We start from the raw sequence: 17,002 nt of genomic DNA, 5'->3' as shown, positions 1-17,002 counted from the left end.
GTGGCGCCAGCCTCACAATTGGGTAAGGCGCTGCAATTCCCGTCGCACCATGGCAACGAACGGGGGCGGACCAAGCTGGTACAACTGCGCAGCCACCCAGTTCAACCAGGCGCCTTGCAGGTCTTCACGCCGCGACAGCAGGGCTTCGGCCTGAGCTGTTGCCCGCGCCTGGTGCCGCTGATGAAACGCAGCACGGGTGTCGGGCTCCTCGCCTTGCTCATTCATTCACTGGCCTTGAAGGTGGTCAGTTCGCCCTTGCGCCACTTGGCAACCTTGCCGGTGACTGCCTTGAGCAACTTGCCCAGGCCTTCCTGCACTTGCTGTTGGGCCGCGAAAACCAGCATCACGCCTTGGCCCTCACGGAAGACGATGCCCTCACCTTCCGGCACCGTAACGAAGGCATAGTCGCCCACGCCGTAGACATTGAGCTTGATCTCACGAAAGCGCATTTCCAGCTTGCCGCCTTCCCGGCTGGGCAGCACGGCGGCGCGGAAATGGTCGCCTACCTTCAATTCCAAGCGCTGTTTGTCATCGACGACCAAGGCACTCTCGGTGTCGATTTCGGCCATGTACAGGCCTTCGGGGTTTTGTTCGGTGACATATATGAAACGGCCTTGAAACAGCTTGGCCAACTTACCGCGCAAATCGCCAAGTGCAAACAAGGCGTGGGTATCCAGTGTACTGACTGCCAAAGAAGTAATCCTCAAATCGGTGACATCCGCCCTCACTCGGCCTCGGTGAGGTGCGGCCATTTCAATTCGATAGGCGAAAAGAATAATAAAGCGATACGCTGATCGTCTGTGCCTGCTGGCGATGCAGCACGCAGGAAACTTTACACAAGCTTGTCAGACCCGACCTTGACTCAGCCGTTCGACATATTCCCTGAACGGGAAGCGTAATGCCTGACAATACATCCGCCAGAAAGATGCGATGGATAACGGCAGGCCCTTCGGCAGATCGGGCGCTGGCATCCATGGCGCATTACCGGGGATTAAATATGCACGAAAACACCGAAATCCGTCGAGCGCTAAAAAGCATTAATTGATCTGCCCTCAGGCGGCCTGGCTCTTCTGCAGCTGTTGCAACCATGCGGCCTGGCACTCAAGGGCTTCTTCACGGGTAGAGAACGCGGTGCCTCGACGCTCACCGTTGACCAACACCACCCAGCAAATGCGCTTGCCCAACGCCTGCAATACTGCCGGCACACCCGTACCGATCATCACCGCCACATCGACTCGGCTATTCATCATTCCCTCCGGAATATAATTAGCACCCTAACGATATGATCATGATACTCCCGCCGCGCGGGGAGAAACAGCGCATTGCGGAATAGCAGCATTACACCTTTGGCAACAAACCCGCCTGCGCACCAGGCACAAGAAACGCAAAAAGCCCCAGGGACTGATCCATGGGGCTTGGCACACCGGGCGCGGTCAGACCTGCCGCTGGTGGCGGTCGAGCTGCTCGTGGCGTTCCTGGGCTTCGATGCAGTACTTGGTGGTCGGGCTGATCAACAGACGCTTCAGACCGATAGGCTCACCACTGTCATCGCACCAGCCGAAGCTCTCGTCGGCGATGCGGTCCAGGGCCATTTCGAGCTGCGGCAGCAAGCGTTGGTCGCGGTCGATGGCATTGACCAGCCAGCTACGCTCTTCTTCGACCGAAGCCACATCGGCAGGGTCCGACGGGGTGTCCAGGCCTTCGATGGTGGCACGGCTCAGCTCGATGCGTTCATGGGTTTCGACTTTCATCGCCTGCAGCAGGGCAGTGAAGAATGCCAGCTGGTCAGCGTTCATGTAGTCATCGGCCGACATGGCCAGCAACTGTTCCTTGGTCATCGATTTCTCTATGAAAAAATGTGCATTTGGGCGATTCAGGTGCCGCCGACGCACTGGCATCGGCAGCGGAATTCTTCAAGCGCCAACTGGCACTCTTTTACAGGGGGCGGAAGTCTAAGGCGCCGCGTCGCCAGGGGCAACACCAATGACGGTGGATTTGACCGAAATGAGGTGGAATCTGCCTGCCGGCTGTCATTTTCCGATCGGAAAACCTGCCCAAGGCAGTGGAAGACACTGGCAGCAACCTGCTACCCCACCGGCTTGCCCCCCTAATTCTGCGGGTTCTCTCGACGCTGCTTCCTTGCGCAGTCCGCAGGCCTGGCAGTAAATCTGTAGTACACCAAGCCGTCGCCCTGACGGCCTAATAGCGGCGGGACCATCACCGAGACCGCCGCCATGCCCGCCGTCAACAGGCTACGTCGCAACACCACGCTGCCATGCCAGATCGCCCAGACCTTCGCCAACCGCCCTCGACTGTTCGAGGTTGCCGCCAGCCTGCTTGTGGAACAATGGCCCGCCTACGGCTTCGACGCCACACTCGACCCAGTGGGTCTGCAACTGGCCAGTTTCGGCCCTGTGCCGGGTATCGCCTATGTCCGCCCGTTGTATCAGTTGCTGGCAGAGCGCTACTGCCTGCGCGCCACCCTCAATCTGACCCCGGGGCTGGATGTCGTCTGCCGCGAGCTGCGCATCGAACCCGAGCAGCCGGTGCCGGTCGATCTGGTGCGCCTCGAAGCCCTGATAAACGAATGCGGCCCGCTTCTTCTCGACAGTTTCAACGCAGCACTGGTCGACTTCTGGTGCGCGGCCGACCGCAGCGGTGAAACCCCTTGGTCCTGGCTGAGCAACCATCTGCAGGAGCGCTTGCGCAGCGCGGTGGCCGAAGCCGCTGCAAAGCATGAGCTGCCTGCCGCCCAAGCCGCGCTCAAGGCACTCGCCGAAGAGCCTGCCAATTACGACGACCAGCTCAAGCTTTGCGCCGAACACGGCATCATGCTGCAGACGGTAGCCACCAATTTTTCCGCCGACTGGCAGTTGGACCCCAACCTGGCCAGCGCTGTCTTGATCGAGCGCCAGGACGCTCCTGGCCGCCCACCCTTCACCTTGCTCTTCACCCCCGGGGGCCGATTGCTGTCCTTCCCTTCCCGCACGCGCTTGCTGGGAGCCATCAGCGAGCACTGGCCAGCGATCATCGCCAAGTCACCACCCGCCGTAAAACTGGCCACACCCGAGCGGCAAGTGTTTCAGGCGCAGGCTGCAAACCTGCTGCAGCAGCAACTCGAAGGTATCGAGATCGCCGCCACCGGCTTTCATACCCAAGGCAGTGCCCAGCAGCTGGCAGATGCCCTGGACCGCCTCAGCTCGCTGGCGCACCTGTGCAGCATGGACGACCTGGCGGGTCATGGAAACCTCATCGACCAACTCCCCAGCTGGATGCGCGATGGCGACCCCAAGGCGCTGATCGTCTACAGCTCGATGCTGACCGATGTCGCCCGCAGCAGCACCGACGCCGACGGCAAGACCTGGCTGAGCGGCGTACCCAGCGCACAGGCCTTCGCCAGCGAGCGCCTGAGCGCACTGATTCGCCGTGATCATCCTACGTCGACCCTTGACCCTGCTGCCGTGCGGGTGATCAACCACCAGACCACCGCCACGGCAATTCCGACGGGAGGGCAATTGGTGAGCGAAGGCACCACGCAAGCGGTGACCTTCAGCCTGACGCAGCTGGCCATCGCCAACCTCGGGCTGCTCAAGCCGGGGCGAGTCACGCTGGAAACGACCGATGGACAACCCATCCCCACCTGGCTCGATACATCGGCGCTGCGTGCCCTGATCGACGAAGCCGACATCGGCGCGACCTACCCGAAAAAATTGAAGGCTCTGCTCCTCGACGATGCCCAACAGAGCAACGAGCGGCAGCGACTGCTTGCCGATCAATTGCGCAGCCAACTGCCAACGCAGCTCATGACCCGGTATCTCCAGCACGGGCATCCCTCACTGCTGGCGATCATCGCCGTCGAACAGCTGTTCGCTGCGCTGCCCGATGAACACGATCACTGGGTCATGCGCCCGTTGGGCCTGCTGAGAACGATGGACGCGTTCCCTGACCACCCGCGCAACGCTTGGTTGATAGAAAACGACACCTTGCCCGGCCAGAGCTGCCTGCTTTACCGCCCCTTGCACCACGAGCCCATCGTAGAGTTTCGCGATCGCCTTGCTTTACTGGTGGCACTCAGCGAAAGCGGCGACCTGCAGGATGACATCATTCATCGACTGCCCGAAGAAGACCGGCGGGTGTACAAGCATGGTGGTTTCATGGAACCGCATCTTTTCTTCCCGCTGGAAGATGACTGGGCGGTCGCATCGAGCAAGCCGGCACCGGTGACCCTGTCACGCGAAGCCCCTGTCGTCGATGGGGTTGGCGCCATCTACGAGGCCTGCGTCGAGGAAGCGTTGCACAACTTCAAGGAACGATCGGCCAGCAGCGACGAAACCCGTTGGCAACGCTGGGAGGAGTTGGGCTGGCTGTTGCTCAACACGGTCTTGCCGTTCGTAGAAGGCCCCATAGCCGAAGCCGCCTGGCTGGTGCAGATGGAAACCGCGTTCGCCCATCTGGTGCAGGCCAACGAGAACAACCAGCCGGGAGACCGCAGCGCAGACTGGATAGCACTGCTGGTCAATGTCGCCTTTCTGATCTTCAACCACGCGATGGACCGTATGGAGCAGGAGCACCCTCTGGACGCTGCCCTGCCTCCCGGCCAGCAGCAGGCACAGACGCCTGCACCGGTGGTGGTCACCAGCCCGACCGAGACACGGCTCGAATTCGGTTGGGCGCAACCGACGCTCAAGCTCGACAGCAAGCAGGCCAGTGCGCTCGACGAGCTGCGGGCCGACATTTCGGCCGACACCCTCGGTTCCGCGGTGCCCTCTGGCCCCATGCGCGGCCTCTACTTGCATGCCGACCAGCTGTACGGTCGGATCGAAGGCAAGGTCTACAAGGTGCAACTCGATGCTGTGAGCGAACAGTTTCGAATCGTCGGCACAGCCGATGGCAGCGCACTCGGCCCGTGGCTGCGGCGCGATGAAGCGGACCGCTGGCAGCTGGACCTTGGGTTGCGCCTCAGAGGTGGCATGCCTCCCAGGAAGCAGATCGCCAAATCGAAGGACACCATCAGGAAAAGCACCGAGGAGTTGGCCAAACGCCTGGTCACCGACTCGAAAAGCATCGTCGCCCGACTACCCGAACTCAGGAAAGTCAGCACGCTGGGGCAAGGCTCCAATGAGCCTCGCGTCATTCGCGGCTGCCTGGAAAAACTGCAAGTCTTTGAGGCGTTCATCGCAGAACATATCCAGCGCCTGCACGAGCTGAACGCACAAACCCCGGTGCAAGATTACAAGCTCAAGCGCGCCGGCACCCTGTTCCATCAGCTCGAATGCCAGTTGCAGATACGTGAATTGCAGTTGCGCCTCTACAAGCCCGAACGCGCGCACCTGACGGGCATGATTGATCGCCTGGCCGAGCTCTCCCCCACAGACGTCATCATTCTTCGAAAACGCCTGGAAGATACGGGAGGCCTGATCGACCAGCTCTTCGACAATGCCACCGCCTTCACCCAATGCCTGGGACAGATGCGCCGACTGGCCGGTCCGGCCCTGCCCAAGGTGACCGAGATGCTGAGACAGATCGAGCCGCACCAGGGCAGTTGGACGATCGTGCACTGGCGCTTCATACGCTGCGAGAACCGCTTCGACCGCCTGATTCTCGACGAAGAACACAATGAAGGTATCTGGCTCTTGCGTGCCTGGCGCAACATCGATCTGGCCATCAGTCAGTACTTGCAACTGCACAAGCAAGCCAACGCCAGCGATGAGGTCATGCGGCGGGTGCTGCAAAGCATCGCCTCGAATCTGGGCAAAGCCAGGACTCGGCTAAGTGCCCTGGCAGACGCCTTCGGCAAGGACAACGTGCCCCCATTGCTCAATGACCTGAGGAGCGATGTCAACGCCATCAGCACCAGCGTCGACTTCGAGCGCTCGGAGTATCCCGGGAACGACGAGCGCAGCACGATATCCCAGTTGAACGAGCAACTGCCCGGGCTCATCGAAACCCGCGATGACGGTCTGCTGCTTGGCCAACCCCGTACAGATGACAACGACATCGTCGACATTCCAGGGGTCGAGGGCGACTCTGTCTCTGCTGCTTACAAGCGCGAAGACGACCTGTGGGCCGCCGTCGAGCCCACTCCGATAAACAAGACCAATACGTCACCGGGCAAGGCACCTGCGATGTTGAAGACGCTGCTCAAGCAAAGCACCCGGTTACTCGATGGTGCCCGCAAGGAAGTCGCCCTGATGCAGAGCAAGAAGGCCAACACCTATATCCCGGTCGACATCCAGGACAGCCTGCTTGGCCATCGCGCACGACTGGACGAGCACCGCGCCGCCATCGAGTTGCGCCTGACACGCGACAACCAGACCGACGAAGGCACGCCGGATGCTGACGCAGCCATCAGCATCAAGGCGATAGAGGACATGTCATCGACCTTGGCCGATCAGGCGACCGCACAGCGGGCACGAGTGGCACTGCTGCAGGCCCCCAGGATGGGTGAGCTGCAGTTCCTGCTGGAGCGGGAACAGGTGGTGATCGAGTCGACCGGGCCACGCCACAAACTGGCCAAGGTCGCAGGGCGCAGCGACGACTATCTGGAAGAGTTCGTCATACGCCACCAGAACCAGGCGCACTGGTTTGCCCACTTCCACTACCCCGCCATGAACACGCGGCAGGCCGACTACACCGCAGGTCATCTCAAGACCGCCGAGCAACGCTACGAGCGCGGTCGGTTGGCCAAGAATCCTGACGGCCGTGAAGTCGAGGTCCACCGCAGCCCGATCGATCGGGCCGCGGCGAACGCTTACTTCTTCACACCCTGAGTGGTTGCGCGCAGAAGGGTCTGGCCAGGGATCTCAACGATCCTTGAACTGCGCCTCACGCTTGGCGATGAAGGCGGCCATGCCTTCCTTCTGGTCTTCGGTGGAGAACGCGGCATGGAACACCCGGCGTTCGAAGCGCACCCCCTCGCTGAGGGTGACTTCGAACGCACGGTTGACGCTCTCCTTGACCATCATGCTCACCGGGATCGATTTGCTGGCAATGGTGGCCGCCACTTTCAGGGCTTCTTCGAGCAGCTCGGCCTGCGGTACCACGCGGGCGACCAGGCCGGCACGCTCGGCTTCCTCGGCGCCCATCAGGCGGCCGGTCAGGCACAGCTCCATGGCCTTGGCCTTGCCCACGGCGCGGGTCAGGCGCTGGGTACCGCCCATGCCGGGCAGCACGCCCAGATTGATTTCGGGCTGGCCGAACTTGGCGTTATCGGCGGCGAGAATGAAGTCGCACATCATCGCCAGTTCGCAGCCACCGCCAAGGGCGAAGCCGGACACGGCAGCGATGATCGGCTTGCGCCGGTTGGCAACACGATCGGCATCGCTGAACAGGTCATCGACATAGATCTGCGGGTATTGCAGGTCGGCCATTTCCTTGATGTCGGCGCCCGCGGCAAAGGCCTTGGCGGAACCGGTCAGTACCACGCAACCGATGTTCGGGTCTTTCTCCAGCTGGTCCAGGGCCTGGTTGATCTCGCCGACGATCTGCGCGTTCAGCGCATTGAGCGCCTGCGGGCGGTTCAGGGTGATCAGGCCGACCTTGCCGTGGATGTCCAACAGAATGGTTTCAAATGCCATGCAGACTGCTCCTTCAAAGATTGCGCGCAATGACCATGCGCTGAATGTCGCTGGTGCCTTCGTAGATCTGGCAGACACGCACGTCGCGGTAGATCCGCTCCAGCGGGAAGTCGCTCAGATAGCCATAACCACCAAGCGTCTGCAAGGCATCCGAACAGACCTTTTCGGCCATTTCCGAGGCGAAAAGCTTGGCCATCGAGGCTTCCACCAGGGCCGGACGCCCGGCATCGCGCAGCGCCGCAGCATGCAGCACCATTTGCCGCGCCACGGCAATTTTCGTGGCCATGTCGGCCAGGCGGAAGGCCACCGCCTGGTGCTCGATCAAGGCTTTGCCAAAGCTCTGGCGCTCGTTGGCGTAGTCGCGCGCCACTTCGAAGGCTGCGCGGGCCATGCCCACCGACTGCGAGGCGATACCGATGCGCCCACCTTCGAGGTTGGCCAGGGCGATCTTGTAGCCCTGCCCTTCCTCGCCCAGGCGGTTGGCCACCGGCACCCGCACGTTGTCGAAGACGATCTGGCAGGTATCGGAGGCGTGCTGACCGAGCTTGTCCTCGACCCGCGCCACCTGGTAGCCAGGGCTATCGGTGGGCACGATGAAGGCCGTGATCCCCCGCTTGCCGGCGTCTGGGTCGGTGACGGCGAAGACGATGACCACACCCGCGTTCTGCCCGGACGTGATGAACTGCTTGCTGCCATTGAGTACGTAGTGATCGCCGTCCAGCCGCGCACGGGTTTTCAGGCTGCTGGCATCGGAGCCGGCCTGGGGCTCGGTCAGAGCGAAGGCGCCGAGCATCGCGCCACTGGCCAGCGGCGCGAGGAACTGCTGCTTCTGTTGCTCGGTGCCGAACTTGAGGATCGGCACGCAACCCACCGAGTTGTGCACGCTCATGATGGTCGAGCAGGCGCCATCCCCAGCGGCGATCTCCTCCAGCGCCATGGCATAGGCCACGTAGCCGGTGTCGCTGCCGCCGTACTGTTCCGGCACCAGCATGCCGAACAGGCCCAGGCCGGCCATCTCCTCGATGGCCTCTTTCGGGAAGCGGTGGGCCTTGTCCCACTGCTCGGCAAACGGCTTGAGCCGCTCTTGGGCAAATTCGCGCACGGCGTCGGCGATCTGTTGTTGCTCGTCAGTTACCAGCATGGCTCACCTCAGTACAGGCATTCGACTGCCATGGCCGTGGCCTCGCCACCGCCAATGCAGATGGCTGCCACGCCACGGCGCAGGTTGTTCTGGCGCAGGGCCGACAGCAAGGTCACCAGGATGCGCGCGCCGGAGGCACCGATCGGGTGGCCCAGGGCGCAGGCACCGCCGTGGATATTGACCTTCTCGTGGGGCAGGTCCAGGTGCTTCATGGCCGCCAGGGTGACCACGGCAAAGGCTTCATTGATCTCGAAGAGGTCGACCTCGCCCAGGTTCCAGCCAGTGCGTTTCATCAGCTTGTCGATGGCACCGATCGGCGCGGTGGGGAACAGTGCCGGGGCATCGGCGAACGCCGCATGGCCATGAATCACCGCCAGCGGCTTGAGGCCACGCTTGTCGGCTTCGGAGCGGCGCATCAGCACCAGTGCCGCAGCACCGTCGGAGATCGAGCTCGCGTTGGCGGCGGTGACGGTGCCACCTTCGCGGAACGCGGGCTTGAGCTGCGGGATCTTGTCCAGGCGCGCCTTGGGTGGCTGCTCATCGTCCTTGACGATGCGTTTTTCCTTGCCCTCGGTGACTTCCAGCGGAACGATCTCGGCCGCGAACCGACCGCTGCTGATCGCCTCCTGGGCGCGGGTCAGCGAAGCGATGGCGAACTGGTCCTGGGCTTCGCGGCTGAAGGCGTTGGCCTGGGCGCAGTCCTCGGCAAAGGTGCCCATCAGGCGCCCTTTGTCGTAGGCATCCTCGAGGCCATCCATGAACATATGGTCGATGATCCTGCCGTGCCCCATGCGGTAACCGCCGCGCGCCTTGTCGAGCAGGTATGGGGCATTGGTCATGCTTTCCATGCCGCCGGCCACCACCACGTCGGCGCTACCGGCCAGCAGCAGGTCGTGGGCCATGATCGCAGCCTGCATGCCCGAGCCGCACATCTTGTTCAAGGTGGTGCACGTCGTGTGCTTGTCCAGCCCGGCGCCCAGCGCGGCCTGGCGTGCCGGAGCCTGGCCCAGGCCGGCAGGCAGTACGCAACCGAACAGCACCTGCTCGACACTGGCAGCGTCGATACCGGCACGTTCCACAGCACCGCGGATGGCAGCGCTGCCCAGTTGCGGCGCGGTCAGGCTCTTGAGGTCGCCCTGCAGCCCACCCATGGGCGTGCGCACGGCGCTGACGATGACGATCGGATCGTTGGCAAGGGTCATGTTCGTTTCTCCTTACTTGGCAGCCATGCGCAGCGCACCGTCGAGGCGGATCACCTCGCCATTGAGCATGCTGTTCTCGATGATGTGACGAGCCAGTGCCGCGTATTCGACGGGGCGGCCCAGGCGAGGTGGGAACGGTACACCGGCGGCCAGCGAGTCGCGGACCTCCTGGGTCATGCCGGCCATCATCGGGGTTTCGAAAATGCCCGGGGCGATGGTCATTACCCGAATGCCGAAGCGCGCCAGCTCGCGGGCGGTCGGCAAGGTCAGGCTGGCGATGGCGCCCTTTGACGCTGCGTAGGCAGCCTGGCCGATCTGGCCGTCGTAGGCGGCAATCGACGCCGTATTGATGATCACCCCGCGCTCGCCTTCAGCGTTGGCGGCGCCTTCGGCCATGGCCGCGGCCGCCAGGCGCAGCAGGTTGAAACTGCCGATCAGGTTGACGTTGATGACCTTGGCGAAGCTGGCCAGCCCATGGGGCCCCTGCTTGCCCAATACTTTCTCGGCACCGACGATGCCTGCGCAGTTGACCAGCCCGTGCAGGCTGCCAAAGGCGGCCACGGCGGCGTCTACGGCTGCCTTGGCGGCCTGCTCGTCGCTGATGTCGGCCACCGCGAACCGTGCACGGTCACCCAGCTCGCGCGCTGTGACTTCCACGGCCTGGGCATTGAGGTCGACCAGCATGACGTTGGCACCGGCCTCGGTCAGCATGTGCGCGGTTGCGGCACCCAGCCCCGAGGCCGCGCCGCTGACGATGAAGTTGCTGTTGGCTATCTGCATGATGCATTTCCTTCAGGCGCTGGCGCGGTTGGCATGCGCCGCTTGTTGTAGGGCAATTTCCTGATTGCGCAGGATGAAACGTTGCAGCTTGCCACTGGGGGTCTTGGGCAGCTCGCTGACGAATTCGATTTCCCGTGGGTAGGCATGGGCGTAGAGGCGCTGGCGTACATGCTGGCGCAGCGTCTCTTCGAGTTCCGGGGTAGCGCTCACACCGGCCGCGAGCACGACGAAGGCCTTGATCAGCTCGGTACGCTCGGGATCCGGCTTGCCGATCACCGCCGCCTCGATCACTGCGGGGTGCTCGATCAGTGCGCTTTCCACATCGAACGGACCGACCCGGTATCCGGAGGTGGTGATCACATCGTCGCTACGACCGACGAAGCTGATGCTGCCATCGTGGTTGAGCTCGACGGTATCGCCACTGAGGTAGTACTTGCCGACGAAACTTTTGGTGGGCAGACCATGGTATCCGGCGAACCAGCACAGCGGCGATTGCTCCCGGTCCACGGCAAGGATGCCAGGCTGGCCGGCAGGCAGTTCGTTGCCCTGCTCGTCGAGCACGACGATGCGGTGACCGGGGATGGCAAAGCCGGCCGAGCCAAGGTGAACCGGGTGCTGCAGGCCATGATGGTTGCACAGCACCATGCCCAGCTCGGTCTGGCCGTAGTGGTCGTGGATGGTCACGCCCAGTTCGTCGGCGAACCAGCGAATCACTTCAGGATTGAGCGGCTCGCCCGCGCTGCTGACCACCCGCAGATACCCCTGGATTGGCGCCGAAAACTCACGCCCGGCAGCAATCAGCAGGCGGTAAGCCGTAGGCGAACCCGCCAGGTTGGTGATACCCAGCTTGGCGATGACCCGCGCGCAGCTTTCGACGCTGAAAGGGCCATCGTAGAAGGTGGTGGCATGGCCCAGCGACAGCGGGCCGGTAACGGCGTAGTAAAGGCCATAGGCCCAACCAGGGTCGGCCAGGTTCCAGAAGTGGTCTTCCGGGCGCAGGTCGATGGCATCGCGCAGGTAGCCCTGGAATGCCACGATTGCCCGCAGCGGCACTTCCAGCGGCTTGGCCGGGCCCGTGGTGCCCGAGGTGAACATCAGCAGGAACGGGTCGTCGCCACAGCGCAGAACCGGGTCGCATGCGGGCGCTGCGGCGTCGAGCAGGCACTGGAAATCCAGCTCGCCTCGAGCTGCATTGACGGTGATGCGGACTGGGCAGACTGTCAGCTCATCGAGTTTGGGACGGTTGCCCCGATCGGTGACCACGACCTTGGCCCCGGATTGCTCAAGGCGGTGTTCGATGGCCTTGGGGCCAAAGGCGGTGAACAGCGGTTGGTACACCGCGCCGAGACGCCAGGTGGCAAGAATGGTCACCAGCAGCTCGGGGGTTCGTGGCAACAGGCCGGCAACCCGGTCGCCCGGCTTTACGCCCTGTTCCTTGAGGACATTGGCAAAACGGCTTGCCAATCCTTGCAACTGCTCGAAGGTGTAGCGCTTGCCGTTACCGTCGCGGTCTTCCCAGACCAACGCGGTCTTGCCCTCGCCCACATGCCGATCGCAGCATTCGATACAGGCATTGAGGCCCTTGAGGTTGCCCTGCAGTGCCGTGCTCACGGCATCGGCATAGGCGAACGAACGGACGGCCTCGGCGTAATCGCGCATCGTCAGACTCCTGGTTTTTTATTGTTGGAATCGCACCATAGGTCTAACGATGGTCACGCCAAGGCCGCACTGGGACAATGGCCAAAGCTGTCAATCTGGATGAGCGGTTTGGCCGTTGGCGCTCCTTGGCCTTAGCGCTCCCCGGTGGTCCGCTCCAACGCGTCGCGGGTCAACATCAGTTCAAGCGCCTGCTCTGCCGCTTCGCGCTCGTATTTGAGCTCATCCCAACGCTGGGTGTAGTCCTCGCTGGTCAACGTGCTGGCCTGCTCATCGAGCGCTTCACCGCGCGCGTCGAAAGCCCTGGCGGTTGCGGCGAAGGCTTCAGGGTGCTGCTGGCGCAGATAGGCGGTCCAGAACCCTTGGCGGGCGATACTTTGCGCCAGTGCTTCAGGCGTTTCCTCTGCCTGCACGGCAGCCAGCGCCTCCCGCCCACGCTCTTCGGTGATGTCAGCCAGGCCCTGAAAGCGCATGTTCTGGGGCTGGCAAGGCAGGTTGAGCGCTTTGGCCAGGTGAATGCGGTAGCCGAGCACAATCTCCAGGTCATCAACAACACCTTGCACCCGCCGCCGCTGTTCCACTGCCTGGAAAGCGAAGCGATCGAGCGCTTCCAGACGAAACAACTGGCGACCGAGCGTCAGTAATTCCGGCCCCGCGTCGGCTTGCGCACTGCGCAGGCTCGCCTCATGGGCCAGCGCCTGGATCTGCAGACGGCTGAAGCGCTCTGCCGAACTGTCCACACAACCTATGGGTTCGCGGGCACTCTCGAAGATTTCCATGCGCAGTGTTTGATCCTGGTCAAGCGCCGACAGCAATCGCCACACCTGGTCGCTCACGTATGCTCTTGCATGGGTGAAATCGCTGCCTTCAGTCAGCGCCTGCAGCAGTTCGAACAGCTCGCTGCTGCCACCCATCCCCCGCAGCCGTTGCCACAGCGCCCTTCGCGCGGGGTGATGTGCTTCAGGCTGGTCGCCCAGCCATCGGTTCAGGTGCGCATCAGCGTCAACAGGCACGTTCAACTCTGTACCGTGACGTTGGTGACTCAGCCCGTAAAACCGCTGACGCTCTGCAGCGGACAGCGGGTTGCGACTCAGATTCAGCCGCGCCCGGAATCTCCAGGGCATCCGCACCAGTTCGGGCGGTAGGGTCCGGATCTGGTTGTCACTCAGGTCCGCGAACTCCAGAAACTCACAGCGCTCAAGGCCTTCAGGCATGACCTGCAAATGGCAATTGTCAAGACGCAGCCTACGCAATTGTGGCAGTTCATTGAACCTCAGGCTGAGGCTACGCAACGGGTTATGGCTCAAGTCCACCATGTGCAGGTAGGGCATCGAACGCAGCATGTCCTGGTCCTGGCTGCTCATGCGAATACGGTTGGACATCAACCGCAGCGTGCGCAACGACTGCAGGTGGGAAAGGCCTGGAGGAATACTGGTCAGGTGATTGTTGGTGAGGACCAAGGTATGCACGTGGCGAAAGCAACGCAGGAAGTTCGCCGGCACGTCCTGCAGCCCCATGCCGGCCAACACCAATTCGCCGATATGGCTCATGTCGACCTCAGCGGGCAGAGTCGGTAATCGCTCGATCTGCCAGCCACTGAGACTCAGGCGCACCGTGTCGGTGTTGTCTGCGAGATCGATTTCAACTCCGCCATCCAGGCGCCAGGCCCGACGAAGCTGTTCAGCGAATTGTCGTTGCTGATTGCGCAAGTTTTCGTTCGTGGTGGCGCGCTCCCAGCGCGTGAGCGCGCGGTCCAGTTGCCTGAAATTGTCCTCGTGCTCCAGAAGCTGGTCCAAGGGCGAACCAGGCTCGCGCAACAAACGCTGGAAAAAGCTCTCGACCTGCACTTCGGTGAACCCTGGGTACAACGCGCGAATACGCTCGCGCAGGGTTCTAACGGAGACTTCACTGCCCGGTGTGCGGCCGCCCAAGGTGTAACCGACTCGGCCATCGGCCAGGCGTGCGCCGGGGTTGAACCATGGCGACTGATTGCGCCAGCCGAGCAGATTGAACACCTGGCTTCGCTGGCCTGGCAGTTGTTTGGCCAACCGCTCACGCAGTTGTTGCGCCGCGCTGTCCTGAGAAAGCCCCAGGCGCGTACGCTGTTCAGGTTTGAGCAAGGCCACCAGGGCATCGAACAGGCTGGCGGGCTCAGCGATTTCCTCGGCGCGCTCCACCCCTCGGTGGTCATACAGGCGAAAGCCGCCTTGCCGATAGACCATCACCGTGCGCGACTCGGCGTTACCCTGTGGGTTCGATTGCGCCAGCAAAGGCCCGCTTTCGTTACCCTTGCGCAGTTCGAGATTGAGATCGCCAGGCCAGTCAGGCAGTTTTCTCAGCAACGCAATCACCAGTTCACCACTACCGTCGGTATAGGCGTTCTGCAGGTACACGCCATCGATTGCGCGATTGACCCGTGCCAGTTGCAGCAGCGCGCGGGCCTTCTGGGCCAGCGACAGGTTCAACCGCTGGCTCGCCGCCATGGCCAGGCGCTCGTCGACTTTCAGCCTGCTCAGCGCTTCACGTGCATAGGCATCCGGCAATCCTGGGAAATCGCGTTTGAGCAGTGCCAGCACCGCATCATCCACTTCACCGGGGGCGGTCAGATGCTCGAACAGAGCATGCCCCCATCGGCCCTGGTCCTGCAGCAGCGTGCTGCCGATCTGCGTGTCAGACAGCCCTTGCAGTTCTGCCTGTGCCTTGCACCAGGTGAGCATGTCCTTTTCGGGAATTGTCTCTGGCGCTTGGCCAAGCGCGCTGAACAACCGGTTGATCCGGGCATCGGCGTCGAAGCGCCGCACCGTATCACGCAAGTTCACCGGCAGTTGGCGGTTCTCCACCAGCAAGCCACGCAGCTCGTCTTTATCGACACCGGCCACTTGCAGAATCCGTGCGGCCTCTGTGGCCTCCCGAGGTGGGTGGCTTGGCCACAACCGTTCGAGCATCAAGGTGCTGTCGTCCCACTCCAATGGGCGTTCCAAGCGCAGTCGCCAGCAGCGTTCGCCATTGCCGACCAACTCGGGCTCGAAGGCATCGTCACGCTCTGGATGAAGCAGCCGCCAGGGGCCAGCCTCGTCAGGTCGATACACTTCGTAATAGCGCGAATCGATGCGCAAAAAGCGCAGGTCACCCTCATGGTAAAAGCCATCATCTTGCAATGTCGCCAGACCGGGGCTGACTTCGTAAGCACTCAGGTCGTGTTTCCACAGGCGGTCGTCATCTTGTTTCACGGTGACCGGTTCAAGCTCATCGATAACGGCGCTACGCGCGAAGCCGCGAGCGACCACGCCGGCTCCGACCGCAGTCACGGCTGTGACTGCAACAATTTCCGCCACTCCGAGCAAATGCTCCGCAGCCTCATGCTGATGGCCTTGCGCCCAATCCGTCACGCCGTCGTAGAACTGCTCGGTGACCTGAACCAGCAGCTGCGCCAGTAGCAACTCACCCAGCCCCGGGACGAACAAGCCGGCGATGCCCGCTGCACCCATGGCAATCCCCTCCCACCGCTTCAGGCGCTCGCTCGCAGCAGTCTTGTCGGCATCGGCCGTGGACACCAGCAGCATCCTGGCATCGTCTTCCAGGTGTTCGAAATGTGCCTTGGCGAGGGCGGCAAAAACATCGCCTGTCAGCGTGGCGTGTTCAAGTTGGAGATCGGGTTGGGAATCCATCAGTCGCTGGTTCAGGGTTTCGATGAAGTTGGCCCGTTCCCTCAGCTTCACCTGATTGCACAGGTTTTGCTTGAATGCCGTCTCGCCCAGGTCCTTGACCAAGGCATCGCTCAGCGCCGCGAGATCAGCGAAATAGCGTAGCGGCTGCTGCACATCGCTGGGCAAATACAGCACCATGCCCTTGTTCTTCCCGTCTGCTTCGTGCAGCCGGATCAGCAAGGCATCGGCGATCAAGCAATTCAGGACTTTCAGCTGCCCGGCATAACCACGCAGCAGCTTGTCCCCGAGCGAGGTCGTGCCCACAGCCCGCAATGCTGCATGGCTTGCACCGTCCAGCTGCCCTTTGAGCGCCGTCAATTCCAGCGCCAACGCGAAACCTGTGCGCTTGTGCGCGGCCAATTTCCCAAGCACTGAATCGGTGACGGTGGATGCCAGCAATTTCTGATAACCCTGGCCTGCATCCGCCTTTCGGCACTGCTTGGCCAAGCCATTCCCATCGATCAGTACCAATGACTCGCCCGCGACCACCAGCCCACTGCCCTCATAGAAAGGATCGCCCTCGGGGAAATTCTGCATGAGGGTCAACAATGCCGGTGTTCGCACGTACCTGAGCTCATCGGTGGGTACGCCAATGCCAACGGGCACGTTCAGGCGACGACGCACATCGAGCCATTCCATTTTGTCGAGTCCCAGTGTGGCCGCTGAATTCGACAGCAAAGGTGTGAATACCTTCAGCGCGTAGGCCTGGGGCGTTGGCAGGCTGCGCAGTGCCTTGTCCAGTGGCTCATGGCTGTTGCGATGCGCCGTGTAACAGTCACGCAGTTTGTTGATCTGTCCGGGCGATGCTTGCTTGAGCCACTGGGGAAGCCGGGTTGCCACGAACGCGTCGGCATACTTGTCGAGCGCCCTGACAGGCTGTTTGGTTTGCGCCATCACTACACCTCTGAAGGTCGGAAAACGCATACAGTGCTGCAGTGG

At 62.3% G+C, this 17,002-nt stretch carries 11 protein-coding genes; 1 reads left to right on the top strand and 10 read right to left on the bottom strand.

The genetic code is table 11. The features are described from left to right. Positions 1–12 precede the first annotated feature (12 nt). From KU43P_RS09125 to KU43P_RS09110, 4 genes are all read right to left on the bottom strand, one after another. On the bottom strand, positions 13–225 hold the full coding sequence (locus KU43P_RS09125; protein WP_317662446.1) for a hypothetical protein: 213 nt from the start codon (positions 223–225) through the stop codon (positions 13–15). Continuing rightward, complete coding sequence (locus tag KU43P_RS09120; RefSeq protein ID WP_317662445.1) at positions 222–692, bottom strand: hypothetical protein; 471 nt, start codon at positions 690–692, stop codon at positions 222–224. Before KU43P_RS09120 ends, KU43P_RS09125 begins: the two co-directional genes overlap by 4 nt. A gap of 360 nt (positions 693–1,052) precedes the next feature. Beyond that, positions 1,053–1,247 (bottom strand): hypothetical protein, encoded by a 195-nt coding sequence (locus KU43P_RS09115; RefSeq protein WP_317662443.1) that lies wholly within the window; start codon positions 1,245–1,247, stop codon positions 1,053–1,055. A gap of 186 nt (positions 1,248–1,433) precedes the next feature. Further along, positions 1,434–1,838 (bottom strand): TraR/DksA family transcriptional regulator, encoded by a 405-nt coding sequence (locus KU43P_RS09110; protein ID WP_317662442.1) that lies wholly within the window; start codon positions 1,836–1,838, stop codon positions 1,434–1,436. Positions 1,839–2,234: 396 nt separating this feature from the next. On the opposite strand from KU43P_RS09110, the gene KU43P_RS09105 reads away from it, so the two are divergent. Beyond that, positions 2,235–6,770: a dermonecrotic toxin domain-containing protein gene (locus KU43P_RS09105; RefSeq protein WP_317662441.1), complete on the top strand. Its 4,536-nt coding sequence runs from the start codon at positions 2,235–2,237 to the stop codon at positions 6,768–6,770. A 33-nt stretch (positions 6,771–6,803) separates the two neighbouring features. Here KU43P_RS09105 and KU43P_RS09100 read toward each other — a convergent pair whose 3' ends face one another. The 6 genes from KU43P_RS09100 to KU43P_RS09075 all read right to left on the bottom strand — a co-directional run bounded on the left by KU43P_RS09100 (position 6,804) and on the right by KU43P_RS09075 (position 16,957). Beyond that, positions 6,804–7,577 (bottom strand): enoyl-CoA hydratase, encoded by a 774-nt coding sequence (locus KU43P_RS09100; protein WP_317662440.1) that lies wholly within the window; start codon positions 7,575–7,577, stop codon positions 6,804–6,806. A gap of 13 nt (positions 7,578–7,590) precedes the next feature. Then, the gene (locus tag KU43P_RS09095; protein WP_317662439.1) at positions 7,591–8,718 is read right to left on the bottom strand and encodes an acyl-CoA dehydrogenase; all 1,128 of its coding nucleotides are present in this window, start codon (positions 8,716–8,718) and stop codon (positions 7,591–7,593) included. Positions 8,719–8,726: 8 nt separating this feature from the next. Next, on the bottom strand, positions 8,727–9,920 hold the full coding sequence (locus tag KU43P_RS09090; RefSeq protein ID WP_317662437.1) for an acetyl-CoA C-acyltransferase: 1,194 nt from the start codon (positions 9,918–9,920) through the stop codon (positions 8,727–8,729). 12 nt (positions 9,921–9,932) lie between these two features. After that, entirely contained in the window at positions 9,933–10,700 is a 768-nt protein-coding gene (locus KU43P_RS09085; protein ID WP_317662436.1) for an SDR family NAD(P)-dependent oxidoreductase, read from the bottom strand. A 12-nt stretch (positions 10,701–10,712) separates the two neighbouring features. Beyond that, the gene (locus tag KU43P_RS09080) at positions 10,713–12,359 is read right to left on the bottom strand and encodes an acyl-CoA synthetase (RefSeq protein WP_317662435.1); all 1,647 of its coding nucleotides are present in this window, start codon (positions 12,357–12,359) and stop codon (positions 10,713–10,715) included. Positions 12,360–12,490: 131 nt separating this feature from the next. Continuing rightward, positions 12,491–16,957 (bottom strand): NEL-type E3 ubiquitin ligase domain-containing protein, encoded by a 4,467-nt coding sequence (locus tag KU43P_RS09075; protein WP_317662434.1) that lies wholly within the window; start codon positions 16,955–16,957, stop codon positions 12,491–12,493. Positions 16,958–17,002: the final 45 nt, after the last annotated feature.

This window comes from Pseudomonas sp. KU43P, assembly GCF_033095865.1.
Lineage (GTDB): Bacteria > Pseudomonadota > Gammaproteobacteria > Pseudomonadales > Pseudomonadaceae > Aquipseudomonas.
Note: the sequence above shows the minus strand (reverse complement) of the source record. Positions and strands in the feature narration are given on the sequence as shown.